Raw genomic sequence first — 18,883 nt, 5'->3', positions numbered from 1 at the left:
GGGCGGGTCCGGCGGGCCCGGGTGGCCCGGCGGCGGACGGGTGACGGAGGGGCCGACAGGCGGGTGACGCCGGGCTGACCCATCCGAGTAATCGTCAGATAAGCACTCCGGAAGGCTCTGACCTGCGCGGACGGCACGTCCGGCGCCCCTCTCCCCGGCGTGTCGCCTCACCGGAGTGGCCCAGTGCCGACATGCGTGGTCCGTCACGAGTGGTGATGGTTCGTCATGGAAGGCGTACTCGTCGAAACTCCCGGAGCACCGCTTTGGGGCGTCTTCCACTGGAGGTTCAACCATGCGTGCTGCACGCACTCTGGCGGTGACCGCCACCGCGATCGCGGCGGTCGGGCTCGCGGCCCCCCTCGCCGCCGCCAACCACGGCCCGAGCACCGTCCTCGGCGGCGGCAACAGCGGAGGGAACGGCGGCGGGAACGGCGGCCCGACCGACGTCACCGTCAACCCCTTCGACGTCCACCCCGGTTCGACGCTCACGATCACCGCGCGGGGCTGCAACCGCGGCGGCACCGTCACGTCCAACGCCTTCCCGGAGGCCACCCTCTCTGGCAACAACAACGGCGTCTCCACCGCCGTCGCCCGCGTCTACAACCACGCGACCCCGGGCAACTACAACCTGGCGGTCCGCTGCAACGGCAACTCCTCCGTGGCCACGCAGTCGTTCCGGGTCCTCCCGGGCCGTGGCGCGCAGGGCGGCCTCGGCGGCTCGCTGGCTCCCAGCTCCACCGAGATGGCCATCGGCGGCAGCCTCGTCGCCGCGGCGGCCCTCGGCGGCGGCCTCTTCGTCGCCCGCCGTCGCCGTGTGACCGGCGCGGGGATCTGACCGGCCGAACCTCCCGGTCGGCCCGCCGTGCCCGTCGCCCCCGGATCCTCGTCTGGATCCGGGGGCGACGGGCGTCCGGGAAGGGAACGCCCGCGTACCGACGGGGTCCGCGCCACGCCGCCCCCTCAGTGGCGCCGGGAGGCGGCGGTGCGGCGGCGCACCACGTAGAAGACGCCACCGGCGGCGGCCAGGACGAGGGCCCCGCCCGCGGCCAGTTCGACCGGTCCGGCCCCGTTGTCCACCGAGCCGCCGAGACCGCCCTGGACGCCCCGCGGGGTGGTGAGGATCGTGGAGCTGATCGTCGGACCGGTGGTGGCGGTGGCGGTGGGAGTGGCCGTGGCGCCGCCGCTGATCGTGAGGTCGACGGTGCCCTGGACACCGCCCGTGCAGTTGAACGCGACCGTGTAGACGCTGCCGGGCCGCACGTCCAGGTCCACGGTGGCGGTCGCCGTCGCCCCCGGGGCGATGACGGCGGTGTCGAAGACACCGGCCGCGGCCGTCGCCGTGCTGGCGCAGCCGGGGGCGCTCAGGGCCACTCGGCCGCCGGGGGAGACGACCGAGGGCGAAACGACGAAGTCGCCCGGGGCCTTGGCGCCCCTCGCCCGCGGGTTGGGTGCCGGGGCACCTTCCGTCGCGACGGCGGAGGGGGCGGCCAGGGCGAAGGCGGCCACCCCCAAGAGGGCGGTGGATGCGGCACGTATCGCGCGCATGGTGAATCCTCCGGGTCCCGAGGGGCAGCCGCGGAAGGGGGTTCCCGCGAAGGGCCTGCGTGCACCTCGATGCCCGAAACGCTAGGAGCGGGCTACCACGCCCGCGATCCCAGAGGTGCGAACGGGTCACGCGTGTCCCCCGTGCGGCCCACTCCGGTGGCGCTTCTCACTCGGTGACCTGCGGGAACAGATCGGTGAACGGCGTGGCGGTGGCCGACATGCCCCGGCCGTACGGCGCGTCGAAGTCCCAGATGAGGAAGAGCAGGAAGGCGATGAGCACGCTGAAGAGCCCGGCGAGCAGCAGCTCCCGCCCGGTCCTGCGGATCTGGAGCGTGAAGATCAGGCCGACCGTCACCAGGGCGCCCACGATCAGCCCGAACCACACCACCCCGGGCATGGTCTCGCCCGCGTTCTGCCCGCGGGCGTTCCGGGCGTCGTCGACGGCGGCCACCTGGTCCACGAGCGGCTGGTACGCCTGCCCCTCGAAGTCGTTCGCCGGCCGGTAGTCGGTGACGCTCCGCCGCACCTTCTCCAGGAGCGCGGTGCCCTCCTCGCTCAGCTCCCCGGTCTCGGACATGTGCTTCCACTCGTCGTCGACCACGTGGGAGACGTACGCGTCGACGTCGGCGCGGATGCGGGCGCGGACCTCCTGCGGATACACCTCGGCGCGGGCCGAGATCTCGTGCAGCGCCTGGGCCTCCTGCCGCACGGTCTCCTGGGCGGCGCCCCGGGCCTCCCAAACGCCGGCGATGGCCAGGCCGAGGACGATGGCGTAGATCACGCCGATCATCATCGTCATGTACTCGATGACGTCCGGGGTCTCGCTGGGGTCGTCGTCGTCGGGGATCCGGCGGTGGTTGATGACGACGATGGTGAGCACGACGGCACAGGCCGCGGCCATCGCGAGCGACAGAACAAGCCATTCGGACACGGATTCCTCCGGTGGGATCAGGGGGAACGGGGAACGGAGATCGGCGGATCAGCGGGAGCGGGAGCGCAGGATCGCGGTCGCGAGGACCGCCGGGGCGATGATCACCAGCGTCGTGGTGAGGACGGACGTGCCGCCCTTCGGCTGGGGCCGCGTGGCGGGCCGGTAGTGGGGGAGCGCGACGGGCGCGGGGGACGGGGGTTCGGGCCGCACGGTGACCGGGGGCGGGGGAGCGGCGGCGGACGTCGGCCCGGGCTCCGGTGTGCGCTCCGGCGCGGGACGCGGCGCCGGCGGGGTGGCCCGGGGCGACGGCTTCCGCACGGGAGGGGCCGGTGTCCGTACGGGAGGCGGGGGCGGGGTCGTCCGTACGGGGGGAGGCGGCGTCGTCACGGGCGCGGGCGGCGGCTTCGGGGCGGGCGGGGGCGGCGGAGTGGGAGTGGGCCGGGGCGGCGTCGGAGTGGGTGTGGGTGTGGGTGTGGGTGTCGGCGTCGGCGTGGGGGACGGGCACGCGGGCGGTGTGGGGGTGGGTGTGGGCGTGGGCGTCGGCGGGGGAGTCGGCGTCGGGGTGGGCTTCGGTTCGTGCGGGTGCGGGTGCGGGTGCGGGTGCGGGTGCGGGTGCGGGTGCGGGTGCGGGTGCGGGTGCGGGCACGGGCCCGACCCGGCCGACGCCACCGCGAGGTGCGCACCGCCGGGCCCGGTCACGGCGTGGGCGCAGGCGTCGGCGGAGGCGGGCGCGGGGGCGGCGAGCAGCCACACCAGGGCCAGGGCCGCCAGCGGCCGCGCGAGGAGTGATCCGTACAGAGACACGCCGTCGAGCTTGATCGCGGGCGGCGCGCGCCGGGGCGGAATCCCGGTGGATTCGCCGGATGGAGGGGATCTCCGGATGCGCCGACTTGACGTTCTATCGGACAGTAGGCGGATTCGGCGCCACGTCCCGGTATCGCGCACACCGCGATTCCCGACGGGAACCGATCCGGCCGCCGGAAGAAGAACTGTCCGGTTGTCGCCCTGTCGGACGGCGCGGTCGACGAGGCATCCTGCACCGGCGACAGGGCCCCGATCACGGCAACACCCCAGTCGGGAAAGGGGCCGGAGCCCTCGCGGGGGCGCGTCCGGAAGCGGGACGGGAACCGACGCACGCTCACATGCACGTGAATATGCACGGTCCGAAGGCGTGAAGTCGGCGTTCCGGAAGCACGTGCCAATGGCGTGTGACCAAGAACGGACCGCGAATTTCCGTTTCTACTCGCCCTCCCGGCGGGCGATCAGTAGCCTCGCCTCGAACACCGGCCGCGAACACATGGCCGTATCCCACGGCGACTTGTTGGAGACAATGATGGAGCGTCCCGCCTGGGCTCCGCCGGGTATCGACATTTCGGTGCCGAGCGTGTCCCGAATGTACGACTTCTACCTGGGCGGCTCGCACAATTTCGAAGTCGACCGGGAAGCGGCCCGCAAGGCCATGGAGTTCATGCCCGGCCTGCCCAAGATCATGCAGGCGAACCGGGCGTTCATGCGGCGCGCCGTCCGCCACGCGATTGACAACGACGTCACCCAGTTCCTGGACATAGGCTCCGGCATACCCACCTTCGGCAACGTGCACGAGGTCGCCCGCGCCGCCGACCCGGCCGCGCGGGTCGTCTACGTCGACCACGACCCGGTCGCCGTCGCCCACAGCCGCGCCGTCCTGGAGGGCGAGGAGAACGCCGCCGTCGTCTCCGCCGACCTGCGCAAGCCGGCCGACATCCTGCACAGCCCCGAGGTGGCCCGACTCCTCGACCAGGAACGGCCGGTGGCCCTCCTCCTCGTCGCCGTGCTCCACTTCCTGGAGGACCACGACCGCCCGTACGAGGCGGTCGCCGAGCTGATCGACGCCCTCGCGCCCGGCAGCTTCCTGATCCTCACCCACGCCTCGTACGAGGGCATCCCGGCCCTGGAGGAGCAGGCCGGCGGCACCGTCGGGGTCTACCGGAACATCCGCAACCCCCTGGTGATGCGGTCGAGCGCGGAGATCGCGCGCTTCTTCGAGGGCACGGAGCTGGTCGAGCCCGGTCTCGTCCCGATGCCCGTCTGGCGGCCGGAGAGCCCGGTCGAGGAGGAGGATCCGCACACCTTCTCCGGCATCGCAGGGGTGGGGCGCAAGGCGTGAAGGTCCCGTCCCAGCCGGCCGGTTCCGGCGCCGAGGCCGACGGCCCGGAGGACAGACTCAGGCGGTTCGTCACCATCTGGAGCCGCGCGATCTTCCCGGTGACCGCCACGTCGCTCACCCGGGCCGAGTTCGAGGTGCACCTGCTGCCGCTGGCCCGCACCCTGTGCGACGCCCTGCACGCCCGGCCCTTCGACACGGCCCCGGCCCAGCGCGCCGGAGCGGCCCTGGTCGCCGCCCACTGCACCGACCCGGACGCGCTCGGCCGCAGCCTCGGCGTCGTCGACTCGTACCTGGTGCTCTACTGCGGTACGGAGTCGGACCTGCCGGCCGAGGAGCTGCGGGCCCGCTGCGCCCGGCTCCAGCACGCCATGGCCGCCGGCTACGCCCAAGCCCTGCGCGAGCGGACCCTCGCCGAGCAGGAGGCCATCGCCCGCTCCGCGCTCGCCGCCCGCACCGCCGCCGAGATCGCCCTGCACGCCACCGAGAGCCGCTTCCGCGCGGTCTTCGACGGGGCGGCCATCGGCATCGGCATCGCCGACCTCGACGGCAACCTCCTGGAGGTCAACGAGACCCTCACCCGCATGTTCGGCGGGATGGAGGGCCGGCTGCGCAGCCGCAAGGTCAGCGAGTGGGTCCACCCGGAGGACGGGCCGCACGTCTGGAGGCTGTACGAGGAGCTGGTCCGCGGCGAGCGGGAGCACTACCGGGTCGAGAAGCCGTACTACCGGGGTGACGGAACGGTTCTGTGGACCAACCTCACGGTCTCGCTCCTCCGGGACGCCGACGGCCGTCCCCAGTACCAGCTGGCCCTCCTGGAGGACACCACCGAGCGGCGCCTGCTCCATCTTCGCCTGCGGTACGAGGCCACCCACGACGCCCTCACCGGACTGCCCAACCGGACCCTGTTCTTCGAGCGCCTGGAGAAGGCGCTCGCCCCCGGCGACAACGCCCGCTTCGGCCTCTGCTACCTCGACCTCGACGGCTTCAAGGTCATCAACGACAGCCTCGGCCACTCCACCGGCGACCGGCTGCTCGTCGAGGTCGCGGACCGGCTCCAGAGCTGCGTCACCGGGGCCAACGAGATGGTGGCCCGGCTCGGCGGCGACGAGTTCGTGGCCCTCACCACCGGCTCCGGCGGCGAGCGGGACGTCACCGACCTCGCGGACCGCATCCTCGCCGCCCTCGCCACCCCGCTGCGCATCGACGGCCGCGAGCTGACCGTGCGCGGCAGCCTCGGCGTCGTCGAGGGTCCGGCGGGGGAGCGGACCCCGGCCGAGGTGCTGCGCAGCGCCGACATCACCATGTACCGGGCCAAGTCGGCGGGCGGCAACCGCTTCGAGCTCGCCGACCCCGAGGCCGACGCCCGCGCCATCACCCGGCACGGCCTCACCACGGCCCTGCCGGCCGCCCTGGAGCGCGGCGAGTTCTTCATCGAGTACCAGCCGCTGGTCCACCTCGGCGACGGCAGCGTGCACGGCGCGGAGGCGCTCGTCCGCTGGTGCCACCCGCAGCACGGGGTGCTCGGGCCCGACCGCTTCATCCCGCTCGCCGAGGACACCGGCCTGATCGTGCCGCTCGGCCGCTGGGTGCTCCAGGAGGCCGTGCGCCAGGCCCGCTTCTGGCAGACCCGGCACGCCGACGGCGGCCCGCTCCGCATCAACGTCAACCTCTCCCCGACGCAGCTCCACCACCCGCGCCTGGTCGCCGACACCGTCGACGTCCTGGAGCGCTCCGGGCTCGACCCGGGCGCGCTCTGCCTGGAGGTGACCGAGTCGGCCCTGATCGGCGCCGACGAGGGCCTCCTGAAGCCGCTGCGGCAGCTCGCCGAGATGGGCGTCGACATCGCGCTCGACGACTTCGGCACCGGCTACTCGAACCTGGCCAACCTGCGGCGGCTCCCGGTGAGCGTCCTCAAGCTGGACCGTTCCTTCACCCGGGGGATGCAGCAGCACCCGATCGACCCGGTCGATCTGAAGATCGTCGAGGGGATCGTCTCGCTCGCCCACAGCCTGGAGCTCGCGGTCACCGTCGAGGGCGTGGAGACGGGGGCGCAGGCGCGCCAGCTCCGGGAGCTCGGCTGCGACACGGCGCAGGGCTGGTACTACGCCCGCCCCGGCGCCCCGGACCGCATCCACTCGCTGCTCCTGGCGGACGCGGTGTGACGGGGGAGGGCTGACACGGACGGCATGACGGGAGCGGGCTGACGCGGACGGCGTGACGCGGGCGGGCGCCCGGCACCGCGCGCTCAGACGGGCACGCTTCCGGCCCGCGCCCCCTTCGGGCCTCCCGGCCGCACCTTCCGGGAGGCCAGCAGGACCCGCTGGAGCTCCCGCGCGGCCCTCGGCGGCGCCACGTCGCTGCGGTGGGCCAGCGCGATGGTGCGGCGCAGGCCCGGCCGGGCGAGGGCCGTCACCCGCAGGTCGCGGCCGGCCCGCGCGGCGACCATCGCCGGGACCACCGCGAGCCCGAGCCCGGCCCGTACGAAACCGAGCACCGCGTCCAGCTCCCCGCCCTCGACGGTGAACGAGGGCTCGAAGCCCTCCGCCCGGCAGGCCGCCACCGTCAGCTCCCGCAGGTCGTAGCCGTGCCGGAACATCACGAGCGGCTGGTCGCGCAGGTCCCTGATCCGCACCGGGCGCCGGGGTGCCGGCTCCGAGGCGGCCGAGACCACCACCAGGTCCTCCCGGAGCAGCTCGATCGTGGTCAGGGCGGGGGACGGGGTCGGCAGCGGCAGCACCACGAGGGCCAGGTCGAGCGCCCCGCGCGCCAGCTCCCGCACCAGGTCGTGCGAGCCGCTCTCCTCGATCAGGAGCTCGATCCCCGGGTGCAGGTCGTGGAAGGCCCGCAGCACGTCCGGCAGGAGCCCCGTGCACAGGCTCGGGGTCGCGCCGAGCCGCACCCGGCCCCGCTTGAGCTGGGCCAGCTCCTGCACCTCCAGACGGGCCGTCTCCGTGTCCGCGAGGATCCGGCGGGCCAGCGGCAGCAGGGCCTCCCCGGCGTCGGTGAGCGTGATGTTCCCCCGGGCCCGGCTGAACAGCTCCGCGCCCAGCTCCTGCTCCAGGGCCTTGATCTGCTGGGAGAGCGAGGGCTGCGAGACGTGGACGCGTTCGGCTGCCCGGGTGAAGTGCCGGGTCTCGGCCACGGCCACGAAGTAGAGGAGCTGCTGGAACTGCATGGCCCCAGCCTAGGCGATGCGGATAGGGAAAGCCTATCGAGATCAGCCGGACCATGTCTTGGACCTCTCGGGTCCTTCGACCCTAGCCTCGACGGCATGGCTCTGGCACCCACGGGGAACCGGACGACGGGACGCCCGCCGTCCCCCACACCGTCACGCGGATTCCTCTCCTCGACGCTCGGCAAGAAGACGGTCATGGCCGTCAGCGGGCTGATCATGCTCGGCTACCTCGTCGCCCACGTCGCCGGAAACCTCAAGGTCTTCTTCGGCCCCGAGGAGTTCAACGAGTACGCCCACTGGCTGCGCGTCATGGGCGCCCCGCTCCTGCACCACGAGTGGGCCCTCTGGATCGTGCGGATCGTGCTCCTCGCCGCCGTCGGCGCCCACGCCGTCTCCGCGTACCAGCTCAGCCGCCGCGACATCAAGGCGCGCCCCACCGCGTACGTGCACCGCCGCAAGCGGGCCTCGTACGCCACCCGCACCATGCGCTGGGGCGGGATCATCCTCGCCCTGTTCATCGTCTGGCACGTCCTCGACCTGACCACCGGCACCGTCCACACCGGCGGCTTCGAGGAGGGCAAGCCCTACCAGAACGTCGTCGACACCTTCTCCACCTGGTACGGCAACGTCATCTACCTCGTCGCCATGCTCGCCGTCGGCCTCCACGTCCGCCACGGCTTCTGGAGCGCCGCCCAGACCCTGGGCGTCGGCAACGCCCGCCGGGAGCGCCTCCTGAGGGCCCTGGCCAACGGCCTCGCGATCGTCCTGACCGCGGGCTTCGTCTCCGTACCCGTCGCCGTCATGACCGGAGTGGTGAGCTGACCGTGAACTTCGCCGACTACGCCCTCGGTGAGCCGATCACCGACACCAAGGCCCCCGCCGGACCCGTCGCCGAACGCTGGGACACCCGCCGTTTCGAGGCCAGGCTGGTCAACCCCGCCAACCGCCGCAAGCACCGGATCATCGTCGTCGGAACCGGCCTGGCCGGCGGCTCCGCCGGCGCCACCCTGGCCGAACAGGGCTACCAGGTCGTCCAGTTCTGCTTCCAGGACTCCCCGCGCCGCGCCCACTCCATCGCCGCCCAGGGCGGCATCAACGCCGCCAAGAACTACCGCAACGACGGCGACTCGGTGCACCGCCTCTTCTACGACACCGTCAAGGGCGGCGACTTCCGGGCCCGCGAGTCCAACGTCCACCGCCTCGCCCAGATCTCCGTCGAGATCATCGACCAGTGCGTCGCCCAGGGCGTCCCCTTCGCCCGCGAGTACGGCGGCCTCCTCGACACCCGCTCCTTCGGCGGCGTCCAGGTCTCCCGCACCTTCTACGCCCGGGGCCAGACCGGCCAGCAGCTCCTCCTCGGCGCCTACCAGGCCCTGTCCCGGCAGATCGCCGCCGGACACGTCGAGATGCACGCCCGCACCGAGATGCTCGACCTGATCGTGGTCGACGGACGGGCCCGGGGGATCGTCGCCCGCGACCTGATCACCGGGGAGGTCTCCACCCACTACGCCGACGCCGTCGTCCTGGCCACCGGCGGCTACGGGAACGTCTTCTACCTGTCGACGAACGCGATGAACTCCAACGCCACCGCCGTCTGGCGGGCCCACCGGCGCGGCGCGTACTTCGCCAACCCCTGCTTCACCCAGATCCACCCCACCTGCATCCCGCGCACCGGCGACCACCAGTCCAAGCTGACCCTGATGAGCGAGTCGCTGCGCAACGACGGACGCATCTGGGTCCCGAAGGCCAAGGGCGACACGCGCCCCGCCGCCGAGATCCCCGAGGACGAGCGCGACTACTACCTGGAGCGCATCTACCCCTCCTTCGGCAACCTCGTCCCCCGCGACATCGCCTCCCGCGCCGCCAAGAACGTCTGCGACGAGGGTCGCGGCGTCGGCCCCGGCGGCCAGGGCGTCTACCTCGACTTCGCCGACGCCATCCGCCGCATGGGCCGCAAGGCCGTCGAGGAGAAGTACGGCAACCTCTTCGACATGTACGAGCGGATCACCGCCGAGGACCCGTACGAGGTCCCCATGCGGATCTACCCCGCCGTGCACTACACGATGGGCGGACTCTGGGTCGACTACGACCTCCAGACCACCGTCCCCGGTCTCTTCGCCATCGGCGAGGCCAACTTCTCCGACCACGGGGCCAACCGGCTCGGCGCCTCCGCCCTCATGCAGGGCCTGGCCGACGGCTACTTCGTCCTGCCCGCCACCATCAACGACTACCTGGCCCGCCACCCGCACGCCGAACCGGTCACCGACGACCACCCGGCCGTCCGCGAGGTGCTCGCCGAGACCGGGGACCGGCTGAACCTGCTGCTCGCCGTCGACGGCGACCGCACCCCCGACTCCTTCCACCGCGAACTCGGCGAGCTCATGTGGGAGTTCTGCGGCATGGCCCGCACCGACGAGGGGCTGCGCAAGGCCCTCGCCCGCATCCCCGCGATCCGCGAGGAGTTCTGGCGCCGGATCAAGGTCCCCGGCACCGGCGAGGAGTTCAACCAGTCCCTGGAGAAGGCCAACCGGATCGTCGACTACCTGGAGCTCGCCGAGCTGATGTGCCTCGACGCGCTCCACCGCGCCGAGTCCTGCGGCGGCCACTTCCGCGAGGAGTCCCAGACCCCCGACGGCGAGGCCGCCCGCCGCGACGAGGAGTTCGCCTACGCGGCGGCCTGGGAGTTCACCGCCCCCGATCGCGCACCCGTCCTCCACAAGGAGGAACTGACCTTCGAGTACGTCCACCCCACCCAGCGGAGCTACGCATGAAGCTCAACCTGCGCGTCTGGCGCCAGCGGAACGCCGACGCCGACGGCGCCATGGCCACCTACGAGGTGGACGGCGTCTCCCCCGACATGTCGTTCCTGGAGATGCTCGACACCCTCAACGAGGAACTCACCCTGCGCGGCGAGGACCCCGTGGCCTTCGACCACGACTGCCGCGAGGGCATCTGCGGCGCGTGCAGCCTCGTCATCAACGGCGACGCGCACGGCCCGGAGCGCACCACGACCTGCCAGCTCCACATGCGCTCCTTCCGCGACGGCGACACCATCGACGTCGAGCCCTGGCGCGCCTCCGCCTTCCCGGTCGTCAAGGACCTGGTCGTCGACCGCTCGGCCTTCGACCGGGTCATCCAGGCCGGCGGCTACGTCACCGCCCCCACGGGCGCGGCCCCCGAGGCCCACGCCACGCCGGTCCCCAAGGCCGACGCGGACTTCGCCTTCGAGCACGCCGAGTGCATCGGCTGCGGCGCGTGCGTGGCCGCCTGCCCCAACGGCTCGGCCATGCTCTACACCTCGGCCAAGGTCAACCACCTCAACGTCCTGCCGCAGGGCTCCCCGGAACGCGAGACCCGGGTCCTCGACATGGTCGCCCAGATGGACGCCGAGGGCTTCGGCGGCTGCACCCTGACGGGCGAGTGCGCGACGGCCTGCCCGAAGGGGATCCCGCTGCCGTCGATCTCCGCGATGAACCGGGAGTGGCTGCGGGCCCAGAGGAAGGCGGGCCGCGGCTGAGGCCGGTCGCGGCCGAGGCCGGATCCGGACAATCCGAGGGCGTGGGCTCCGCCACACATCGCACCCCGGGGCGAAAGATCATTCACGGAAAGATCACTTTCTCCGTAAGATTTTCGCCCAGGGGTGCTTCCGTGTGCGCGAACAGCAAGATCAACTCCGTTCAAACCTGTACTTCACATGGCAAGTTGACCACTTCACGGCCAACCGTCCCCCGGTGATTTCCGCCGTACCCCTACTCGCGGGTACTGATGACCCCTGCCGGGGGCATATGACCAAACCCCCGGTCGCACAGACCACTTGGGGGTTTCCATGTCCAGCATCACCCGCCGCCGGGCTCTCGGCGTCGCGGCAGGCGCCGCGGGCGCCGTCGCGGTCCTCGCCCGGACGGGGCAGGCCGCCACCGCGGCGCCCCGCGCCGCGGCCGACGACCCGGCCTCCTTCGACGAGGTCTACCAGGGCCGCCGCATCCGGGGCGGCCCCGCGCACGGCGGCGGCCACCACGGGGGGCACCACGGCGGCGGCTACACCGTCACCGTCGACGGCCGCGAACTGCACGTCATGCGGAACGCCGACGGCACCTGGATCAGCGTCGTCCACCACTACGAGCCCGTCGCCACGCCCAGGGAACTGGCCCGCGCGGCCGTCCGCGAACTGCGCGGCGCCCCGCTCGTCCCCCTCGCCCTCGGCTGACCGATCCAGGAACAGGCACCACCACCATGACCGTACGCAAGAACCAGGCCACCCTCACCGCCGACGAGAAGCGGCGCTTCGTCGACGCCCTCCTGGAGCTCAAGCGCTCCGGGCGCTACGACGCCTTCGTCACCACGCACAACGCCTTCATCATGGGCGACACCGACGACGGCGACCGCGTCGGCCACCGCTCGCCGTCCTTCCTGCCCTGGCACCGGCGCTTCCTCCTGGACTTCGAGGCGGCCCTGAAGTCCGTCGACCCGACCGTCACCCTGCCCTACTGGGACTGGACCGCCGACCGGACCGCCCGCTCCTCGCTGTGGGCGCCCGACTTCCTCGGCGGCACCGGACGCGCCCGCGACGGCCAGGTCACCGACGGCCCCTTCGCCCGGGCCGGCAACCGCTGGCCGATCACCGTCCGGGTCGACGGACGCGACTTCCTCCGGCGCGACCTCGGCGCCGACGGGCGGCAGCTCCCCACCCGCGCCGAGGTGGACTCCGTCCTCGCCATGGAGACCTACGACACCGCCCCCTGGAACAGCGCCTCCGACGGCTTCCGCAACCACCTGGAGGGCTGGCGGGGGGTGAACCTCCACAACCGCGTCCACGTCTGGGTCGGCGGCCAGATGGCCACCGGGGTCTCTCCCAACGATCCCGTCTTCTGGCTGCACCACGCCTTCGTCGACAAGCTGTGGGCCGACTGGCAGGCCCGCCACCCCGGCTCGGCCTACCTGCCGGCCGCGGGCACCCGGAACGTCGTGGACCTCCACGACACCATGCGCCCGTGGAACGACGTGACCCCGGCCGACATGCTGGACCACACGCCCCACTACACCTTCGACACGGCGGCCTGACGGGCCCGTACGGCCTCCCTCGCCCGGGTGCCCCGCACGGGCACCCGGGCATTTGCCCACATCAACGGATGATCGACGCGGAAAGGAGGAATCGGGAAGCCGCGCGCCGGGTACCCGGGTCTTCGCAGGCCGGGAGGCGCGCGCGGTCCGTGTCGCGTGCCGTCCACCCGGTCGTACCCGAGGGAACCAGGAGGACACGTGACCGGGCAAGAGTCGGCACAGGCCCCGCACCGGCAGCAGGACGTGCCGGACCCGAACCGGTGGAAGGCGCTCGGCGTCTGCCTCGTGGCGGGGTTCATGACCCTGCTCGACGTGTCGATCGTGAACGTCGCGCTGCCCTCGATCCGCTCCGGCCTCGACACCCCCGAGTCCGACCTCCAGTGGGTGCTCTCCGGCTACGCGCTCGCCTTCGGGCTCTTCCTCATCCCGGCCGGACGGCTCGGTGACGCGCGCGGCAGGCGCAGCGTCTTCATCGTCGGCCTCGCGCTCTTCACCCTCGCCTCGGCCTCCTGCGGAGCGGCCCAGACGAGCACCTGGCTAGTGGTCTCGCGACTGGCCCAGGGAGTGGCCGGCGGCCTCGTCTCGCCCCAGATCTCCGCGCTCATCCAGCAGATGTTCCGGGGCCGCGAGCGCGGCCGGGCCTTCGGCATGTTCGGCACGGTCGTCGGCATCTCCACCGCCGTCGGCCCCCTCCTCGGCGGCCTCCTCATCCAGACGGCGGGCCCCGAGGAGGGCTGGCGCTGGGTTTTCTACGTCAACCTTCCGATCGGGATCGTCTGCCTGCTGCTCGCCCGGCGCCTGCTGCCCGACACCCCGGACGCCAAGCCGGTACGGCTCCGCCGCCTCGACCCGGTCGGCGTACTGCTCCTCGGCGCCGCCGTGCTCGCCCTGCTGCTGCCCTTCGTCCAGTCCCAGCAGTGGCCCGGGAACGGCAAGTACCTCCTCGTCCCCCTCGCCGCCGTCCTGCTCGCGGTCTTCGTGTGGTGGGAACGCCGCTGCGCCCGCTCGGGCAACGAACCCCTCATCGACCTGGAACTCTTCCGCGTCCGCTCCTACTGGCTCGGCTCGCTGCTCATCCTGCTGTACTTCGCGGGCTTCACCTCGATCTTCTTCGTCAGCACCCTCTACCTCCAGAGCGGGCTTCACTACACCGCGCTCCAGGCCGGGCTCACCATCACCCCCTTCGCCCTGGGCTCGGGGATCGCGGCCGGGATCGGCGGCCGGCTCGTGGACCGCTTCGGCCGGCCGCTCGTCGTGGTGGGCCTGGCGATGGTGGCGATCGGTCTCGCCGGGACGGCGTTCGCCGTGCACCAGGTGCCCGGCAGGGGCGCGGGCTGGGCGATGCTCGCCCCGCTGCTCCTCGCGGGACTCGGCAGCGGCCTGGTGATCGCCCCGAACCAGACCCTCACCCTCTCCGAGGTGCCGGTGCGGCGCGCGGGCAGCGCGGGCGGCACCCTGCAGACCGGCCAGCGGGTCGGCTCGGCGATCGGCATCGCCGCGGTCGGCGCGGTCTTCTTCGGCCAGGTCGCCCAGGACGGCTGGGCCACCGCCTACGACCACGGCCTCCTCGTCTCGATCGCCTTCGTCGGCGCCTCGCTCGCCGTCGCCGTCGCCGACGTGGTGGCGGGCCGCCGCGCCGCCGCGCGCGAGGCCTCGACCCCCCGCGACGAGGCCGCCGAGCGCGACGGGGCCGCCCCACGCGGCTGAGCCGGAGCCGCCCCACGCGGCCGGTACGGGGCGGCTCCACGCGGTCGGTACGGGGCGGCTCCGCCCTGCGGGGTGGCGCACACGCCCGGGCCGCCCCCCGTCCTGACGGCCCAAGGCTCCGCCGACCACCCAGGCCTGCTTCCGCGCCCGGATCGCCTCCTGTCCGCCCAGGCCGCTCCCGTACCCGGGCCCCCTCCGGTACCGGACCCGCCCCGCGTGGCAGGGCGCCCCACGTCACGGCGCGCCCTCCCCGTAACGCGGCGCAGCCGATCCGCCCGTTTTCCCCCGCGGCGGCGCTATTCGGCCAACATCCCGCCGATTTCGGCTCCCCGGACAACCCGGTGCCGGATCCCCTCCTCTCACCGCACGGGCGCGGCGAGTGCCTCTCGGCGCGCCGGCCGGGCAGTGGTCCTGTCCCGCCGGGCCGGAGGACCGCCGCCCGCTTCCTCTCCACAGCGTCGAGAACGAGGGAACGATGACCACTACGCGCACCAACCGGCTGAGGCGTCCGCTGCTCGCCGGCACCACGGCCGTCGCCGCCATGGCCGTGACGGCCGGCTTCATGGCCGCCTCGCCGGAGCAGGCGACGGCCGCGACCGGGCCGAAGCTGAGCCTCGTCGCGGCGACCGGCTCGGTCACGCTCACTTCCTGGAAGGAGGAGCCGGGCGTCTACCTGGACCTGGGCACCTACCTCACCGCGGAGGGAACTCCGCTGGAGCTCAAGGTGACCCGCAAGTCCTACAAGGACCCGGTCGTCGTCACCCAGACCGTGTACGAGGGCGGCAAGGCCAAGGCCAAGACGCTGCCCCAGGGCACGGTGAAGGACTTCTCCGGGCTGCCCGGCTTCGCCGAGATCACCCTCACCGACAAGGCCGGCAAGAAGGTCGTCAGCCGTACGGAGAGCTTCTGTCCGAACAACGCCAGCGGACGGATCCGCCCCGACGCGCCCGCCACCTCGAAGTATCCGGAGAGCTGCCCCACCAACCCCTTCACCCTCGGCTCCGTGTGGGGCGTCGAGAAGGGGTGGGCCGCCAACACCTACGGCGGTTCCTACACCCAGCCGGTGAAGCTCGCCGCCGGCACGTACACGGCCAAGGTCGGCGTCGCCAAGAAGTACCGCGACCTCTTCGGCATCGCCGACAAGCCCGCGACGGTGAAGGTCACCGTCCAGGAGCGCAGCTGGGAGGAGGGCAACGGCGTCTCCGCCGCCCGGTCGGCCGCCGCCGGGGAGCACGCCGGACACGGCACGGCCGGAGGGCACGCCGGACACGGCGCCGCCCACCAGGCCCCCGCCGCGCACGCCGGGCACCACGGCCCGGTGAAGCCCTCCCAGGCCGGCGCGCCCGAGACCAGCGGCGCCACCCCCTCGTACAACGTGGGCCACGGACCGCTGAAGGCCGCCCCGCCGGCCCTGCCGTGGGCGCTGAAGAAGCAGCAGGCCGCGCTCGCCGGGGCGCAGGGCGCCGACGCGGCCGGGCCGCGGACCGGCGACGCCACCGGACAGACCGACGGCTCGCGCAAGGCGCCCGCCCTCGTGCCGGCGGCCAAGCGGCCCACCGGCAAGGCCTCCGTCCCGGACGTCCCCAAGCCCGACCTGCGCTCGCTGCCCGCGTACGGCATCACCATCAGCGACGGCACGGAGAACGTCCCCGGCAAGGACTACCTGGCCTTCAGCGCCAACGTGTGGAACGCCGGCCCGGCCCAGCTCGTCGTGGACGGCTTCCGCTCGCCGGGCAAGGCCAAGATGGACGCCTACCAGTACTTCTACGACGCCAAGGGCAAGCAGGTCGGCTACACCCCGACCGGCACCATGGAGTGGGACCCGCGCCCCGGCCACGTCCACTGGCACTTCACCGACTTCGCCAGCTACCGGCTCCTGAAGGCCGACAAGAAGGAGGCGGTCCGCAGCGGCAAGGAGGCCTTCTGCCTGGCCAACACCGACGCCGTCGACTACACGGTGAAGAACGCCAACTGGCACCCGTTCAACACCGACCTGGCCACCGCCTGCGGCCAGGAGAACTCGATCTCCGTCCGCGAGGTCCTCGACGTCGGCTCCGGCGACACCTACACCCAGGACCTGCCGGGCCAGTCCTTCGACATCACGGACGTGCCCAACGGCACCTACTACATCCAGGTCCTGGCCAACCCGGCCAAGCGCCTGAAGGAGACCAACCTCGACAACAACAGCGCCCTGCGCAAGGTCGTCCTCGGCGGCAAGCCGGGGAAGCGGACCGTGACGGTCCCGGCGCACGACCTGGTCAACGCGAACTGACCGCGCACGCCGGGGACACCGGAGCAGCGGTCACGGGGTGCGGAAGCCCCGGAAGGTCACGTGCTTCCGGGTGGTGAAGCCGAGCCGCTCGTAGAGCGCGATCGCCGCGGCGTTCTTCTCGGCCACGTGCAGGAAGGGCCGCTCGCCCCGCGCCAGGACGCGGTCGGCGAGCGCGCCCACCAGGCGGGCGGCGTGCCCCCGGCCGCGTACCTCGGGATCCGTGCAGACGGCGCTGATCTCGGTCCAGCCCGGCGGCCGGAGCCGCTCCCCGGCCATGGCCACCAGCCGGCCGCCGTCACGGATCCCGAGGTAGGTGCCGAGTTCGCGCGTGCGCGGCCAGAACGGCCCCGGCTGGGTGCGCGCGATCAGGTCGAGCATCTCGGGCACGTCGGCCGCGCCGAGTTCGACCACGCCGGCGTCGGCGGCGCCGGACGTCCCGCCGCCGGACCAGAGCATCTGCCGTCCTTCGAGGACGAAGACCGGCTCCCAGTCCGGCGGCGGGACCGCCGGGCAGCTGAACATGTCGGCGAAGGCGTCACGGCCGAGGAGCCGCGCGAGGTCGGCCCAGTCCGCCGCGTCCGCGTCGGCGGGCACCGCCGAGAAGGTCGCGACCTCCGGCAGGTACGTGGCGGTCCTGCCCTGCCGGCGTCCGAGCCCCGCGTGACGACCGCGCAGCGACTCGCCCACCGGGTCGTCGAGCACCGCGAGGCCGTCGCCCCCGTCGTTCGTCATCGTGTGTCGCCTTTCCTCGGGACCGCCACTGTTCCACAGGGCCCGGGGAGCGCCGCCGAGGGGTCCGGGATCCGGTCAGCCGGTCCGGTTGTAGATCGCCGTGCCGGGGCAGGCCGTGACGCCCAGGCGGGTGCCGCAGCCGGAGTACTGGCCGGAGCCGTTCCACCACGTCCAGCCGCCGATGGTGCGGCCGTTCAGCCAGGTGTACTGGCCGTTGTAGTTGGCGTCGTAGGTCCGCAGGCTCCAGTGCACGTGGGCCCCGGTCGCGGACCCGCCGGCGCAGGTGTCGGTGCCGATGCTGCCGAGCAGGGCGCTGCGGGCGATCGACGTCCCGTTGTAATAGGTCGTGTTCCGCATGTGGTAGTAGTCCGTGGAGAAGCCGCCGGGGTGGATCACCCGGGTCCAGCCGCCGCCGGCGCCGCACATCGAGGTCGCCGTGCCCTCGCGGGACGAACGGACCAGCCCGCTGGCGTTGCCGCCGGCGAAGTCGAGGGCGCTCCAGTACCCGGACCCGCTGTCGTGGGCGTGCGGGCCGCCGGTCAGGGTCATGTAGTAGTCCGGCATCCAGGGCAGCAGCAGTCCGTTGACGTTGGCCTGCGCCCCGGCGGGCGACACCTCCGTCTGGGGTGCCTGTGCCGGCGGCGTCGCCTCGCGCTCGGCGTACGCCGTCATGGTCCGCCGTTCCGCCGCGCCGACCAGCGGCGAGCGGGCCACGTGGTCGGCGAACTCGCGGTCGCCCTCCAGGCCCGCGACCCAGCGCCCGTCCACGCGGTGGGCGATGTAGAGCCAGCCCTCCGGCTCGCCGTGCCGTGTGCGCGGGGCCTCGACGTAGGCGACGCCGCGGGCCCAGTCGCGCGAGACGGTGCGCACGTCGACGACCACCTTGCGGCCCTCGGCGGCGAGCCTGCCGACGGCGGTGGCCGGGGCGAGGCCTTCGGCGTCGTGGGACCGGGAGAGGACGTCGGCGGAGACCGCGTCCACCAGCGCCTTCCGGTCGGTGCCGAGGCGGTCGGCGACGGCGGCCGGCATCTTCACGGCGACCCCGGCGGACGGCGAACCGGCGGCAGTCGTGGCAATCGGGGCCGGTGCCGGTGCCGGGCGGGCCGTCGAGGCCGAGGGCGCGGCGGCGAGCAGGCCGGTGGCGGCGAGGACGGTGAGGGCGACTCTCGCAGGGAGTCCGGAGAACACGGGCGGCGTTCCTTTCGCTCGGGAGAAGGACCCACCGGACGTGCGTCGATCCGACCCCCCGTGGGATTGACGTGTACCTGACTGAGTGTGTCGTTCCCTGTCAACGCGCGTCAACCGTGTCAAGAC

At 73.0% G+C, this 18,883-nt stretch carries 16 protein-coding genes; 10 read left to right on the top strand and 6 right to left on the bottom strand.

Annotated features, from left to right (window positions below):
• The first annotated feature begins 292 nt into the window (after nt 1-292).
• Nucleotides 293-835, top strand: coding sequence for a hypothetical protein (locus ACIQD7_RS00380; RefSeq protein ID WP_402437953.1), 543 nt, complete (start codon nt 293-295; stop codon nt 833-835).
• 125 nt (nt 836-960) lie between these two features.
• On the opposite strand, the gene ACIQD7_RS00375 is transcribed toward ACIQD7_RS00380, so the two are convergent.
• The 3 genes from ACIQD7_RS00375 to ACIQD7_RS00365 form a co-directional block, all read right to left on the bottom strand.
• Entirely contained in the window at nt 961-1,545 is a 585-nt protein-coding gene (locus tag ACIQD7_RS00375) for a hypothetical protein (protein WP_402437950.1), read from the bottom strand.
• A 166-nt stretch (nt 1,546-1,711) separates the two neighbouring features.
• Entirely contained in the window at nt 1,712-2,476 is a 765-nt protein-coding gene (locus ACIQD7_RS00370) for a hypothetical protein (RefSeq protein WP_402437947.1), read from the bottom strand.
• Nucleotides 2,477-2,524: 48 nt separating this feature from the next.
• On the bottom strand, nt 2,525-2,686 hold the full coding sequence (locus ACIQD7_RS00365; RefSeq protein WP_163013948.1) for a hypothetical protein: 162 nt from the start codon (nt 2,684-2,686) through the stop codon (nt 2,525-2,527).
• Nucleotides 2,687-3,809: 1,123 nt separating this feature from the next.
• Here ACIQD7_RS00365 and ACIQD7_RS00360 point away from each other — a divergent pair.
• Both ACIQD7_RS00360 and ACIQD7_RS00355 read left to right on the top strand, forming a co-directional pair.
• Complete coding sequence (locus ACIQD7_RS00360) at nt 3,810-4,622, top strand: SAM-dependent methyltransferase (protein ID WP_121832855.1); 813 nt, start codon at nt 3,810-3,812, stop codon at nt 4,620-4,622.
• The gene (locus ACIQD7_RS00355) at nt 4,619-6,784 is read left to right on the top strand and encodes a bifunctional diguanylate cyclase/phosphodiesterase (protein ID WP_121832854.1); all 2,166 of its coding nucleotides are present in this window, start codon (nt 4,619-4,621) and stop codon (nt 6,782-6,784) included. The genes ACIQD7_RS00360 and ACIQD7_RS00355 overlap by 4 nt, the downstream gene beginning before the upstream one ends.
• 83 nt (nt 6,785-6,867) lie before the next feature.
• Here the strand turns inward: ACIQD7_RS00355 and ACIQD7_RS00350 are convergent, their stop codons facing one another.
• Complete coding sequence (locus ACIQD7_RS00350) at nt 6,868-7,797, bottom strand: LysR family transcriptional regulator (RefSeq protein ID WP_402437942.1); 930 nt, start codon at nt 7,795-7,797, stop codon at nt 6,868-6,870.
• A 96-nt stretch (nt 7,798-7,893) separates the two neighbouring features.
• Between ACIQD7_RS00350 and ACIQD7_RS00345 the strand changes: the two genes are divergently transcribed.
• The 7 genes from ACIQD7_RS00345 (at nt 7,894) to ACIQD7_RS00315 (ending at nt 16,837) form a co-directional block, all read left to right on the top strand.
• Entirely contained in the window at nt 7,894-8,619 is a 726-nt protein-coding gene (locus tag ACIQD7_RS00345; protein WP_402437939.1) for a succinate dehydrogenase cytochrome b subunit, read from the top strand.
• A 2-nt stretch (nt 8,620-8,621) separates the two neighbouring features.
• A complete protein-coding gene (locus ACIQD7_RS00340) occupies nt 8,622-10,568 on the top strand; it encodes a fumarate reductase/succinate dehydrogenase flavoprotein subunit (RefSeq protein ID WP_402437937.1) in 1,947 nt (648 codons plus the stop codon).
• Nucleotides 10,565-11,314, top strand: a complete 750-nt coding sequence (locus ACIQD7_RS00335) for a succinate dehydrogenase/fumarate reductase iron-sulfur subunit (RefSeq protein ID WP_402437934.1) — start codon at nt 10,565-10,567, stop codon at nt 11,312-11,314. Before ACIQD7_RS00340 ends, ACIQD7_RS00335 begins: the two co-directional genes overlap by 4 nt.
• A gap of 309 nt (nt 11,315-11,623) precedes the next feature.
• Nucleotides 11,624-12,004 carry a tyrosinase family oxidase copper chaperone gene (locus ACIQD7_RS00330; RefSeq protein ID WP_391057580.1) on the top strand — a complete coding sequence of 127 codons (381 nt, stop codon included), beginning with the start codon at nt 11,624-11,626 and terminating at the stop codon, nt 12,002-12,004.
• 26 nt (nt 12,005-12,030) lie between these two features.
• The gene (locus ACIQD7_RS00325; RefSeq protein WP_402437931.1) at nt 12,031-12,858 is read left to right on the top strand and encodes a tyrosinase family protein; all 828 of its coding nucleotides are present in this window, start codon (nt 12,031-12,033) and stop codon (nt 12,856-12,858) included.
• 198 nt (nt 12,859-13,056) lie between these two features.
• Nucleotides 13,057-14,565 carry an MFS transporter gene (locus ACIQD7_RS00320; protein ID WP_402437929.1) on the top strand — a complete coding sequence of 503 codons (1,509 nt, stop codon included), beginning with the start codon at nt 13,057-13,059 and terminating at the stop codon, nt 14,563-14,565.
• 475 nt (nt 14,566-15,040) lie between these two features.
• The gene (locus ACIQD7_RS00315; protein ID WP_402437926.1) at nt 15,041-16,837 is read left to right on the top strand and encodes a lysyl oxidase family protein; all 1,797 of its coding nucleotides are present in this window, start codon (nt 15,041-15,043) and stop codon (nt 16,835-16,837) included.
• Between the two features lie 30 nt (nt 16,838-16,867).
• Here the strand turns inward: ACIQD7_RS00315 and ACIQD7_RS00310 are convergent, their stop codons facing one another.
• Together ACIQD7_RS00310 and ACIQD7_RS00305 are read right to left on the bottom strand one after the other, a co-directional pair.
• Nucleotides 16,868-17,569 carry a GNAT family N-acetyltransferase gene (locus ACIQD7_RS00310; RefSeq protein ID WP_402437923.1) on the bottom strand — a complete coding sequence of 234 codons (702 nt, stop codon included), beginning with the start codon at nt 17,567-17,569 and terminating at the stop codon, nt 16,868-16,870.
• A 75-nt stretch (nt 17,570-17,644) separates the two neighbouring features.
• A complete protein-coding gene (locus ACIQD7_RS00305; RefSeq protein ID WP_402437921.1) occupies nt 17,645-18,757 on the bottom strand; it encodes a M23 family metallopeptidase in 1,113 nt (370 codons plus the stop codon).
• Between the last annotated feature and the right edge of the window lie 126 nt (nt 18,758-18,883).

This window comes from Streptomyces sp. NPDC093071 (assembly GCF_044754545.1).
Classification (GTDB): domain Bacteria; phylum Actinomycetota; class Actinomycetes; order Streptomycetales; family Streptomycetaceae; genus Streptomyces.
This window is presented reverse-complemented; position numbering and strand designations above follow the sequence as displayed.

What these genes read in the sequence shown, in the direction of transcription:
- ACIQD7_RS00380 (WP_402437953.1), top strand. Translation starts at nt 293, where the DNA reads ATGCGTGCTGCACGCACTCTGGCGGTGACCGCCACCGCGATCGCGGCG.
- ACIQD7_RS00375 (WP_402437950.1), bottom strand. Translation starts at nt 1,545, where the DNA reads ATGCGCGCGATACGTGCCGCATCCACCGCCCTCTTGGGGGTGGCCGCC.
- ACIQD7_RS00315 (WP_402437926.1), top strand. Translation starts at nt 15,041, where the DNA reads ATGACCACTACGCGCACCAACCGGCTGAGGCGTCCGCTGCTCGCCGGC.
- ACIQD7_RS00360 (WP_121832855.1), top strand. Translation starts at nt 3,810, where the DNA reads ATGGAGCGTCCCGCCTGGGCTCCGCCGGGTATCGACATTTCGGTGCCG.
- ACIQD7_RS00330 (WP_391057580.1), top strand. Translation starts at nt 11,624, where the DNA reads ATGTCCAGCATCACCCGCCGCCGGGCTCTCGGCGTCGCGGCAGGCGCC.
- ACIQD7_RS00335 (WP_402437934.1), top strand. Translation starts at nt 10,565, where the DNA reads ATGAAGCTCAACCTGCGCGTCTGGCGCCAGCGGAACGCCGACGCCGAC.
- ACIQD7_RS00310 (WP_402437923.1), bottom strand. Translation starts at nt 17,569, where the DNA reads ATGACGAACGACGGGGGCGACGGCCTCGCGGTGCTCGACGACCCGGTG.
- ACIQD7_RS00350 (WP_402437942.1), bottom strand. Translation starts at nt 7,797, where the DNA reads ATGCAGTTCCAGCAGCTCCTCTACTTCGTGGCCGTGGCCGAGACCCGG.
- ACIQD7_RS00345 (WP_402437939.1), top strand. Translation starts at nt 7,894, where the DNA reads ATGGCTCTGGCACCCACGGGGAACCGGACGACGGGACGCCCGCCGTCC.
- ACIQD7_RS00325 (WP_402437931.1), top strand. Translation starts at nt 12,031, where the DNA reads ATGACCGTACGCAAGAACCAGGCCACCCTCACCGCCGACGAGAAGCGG.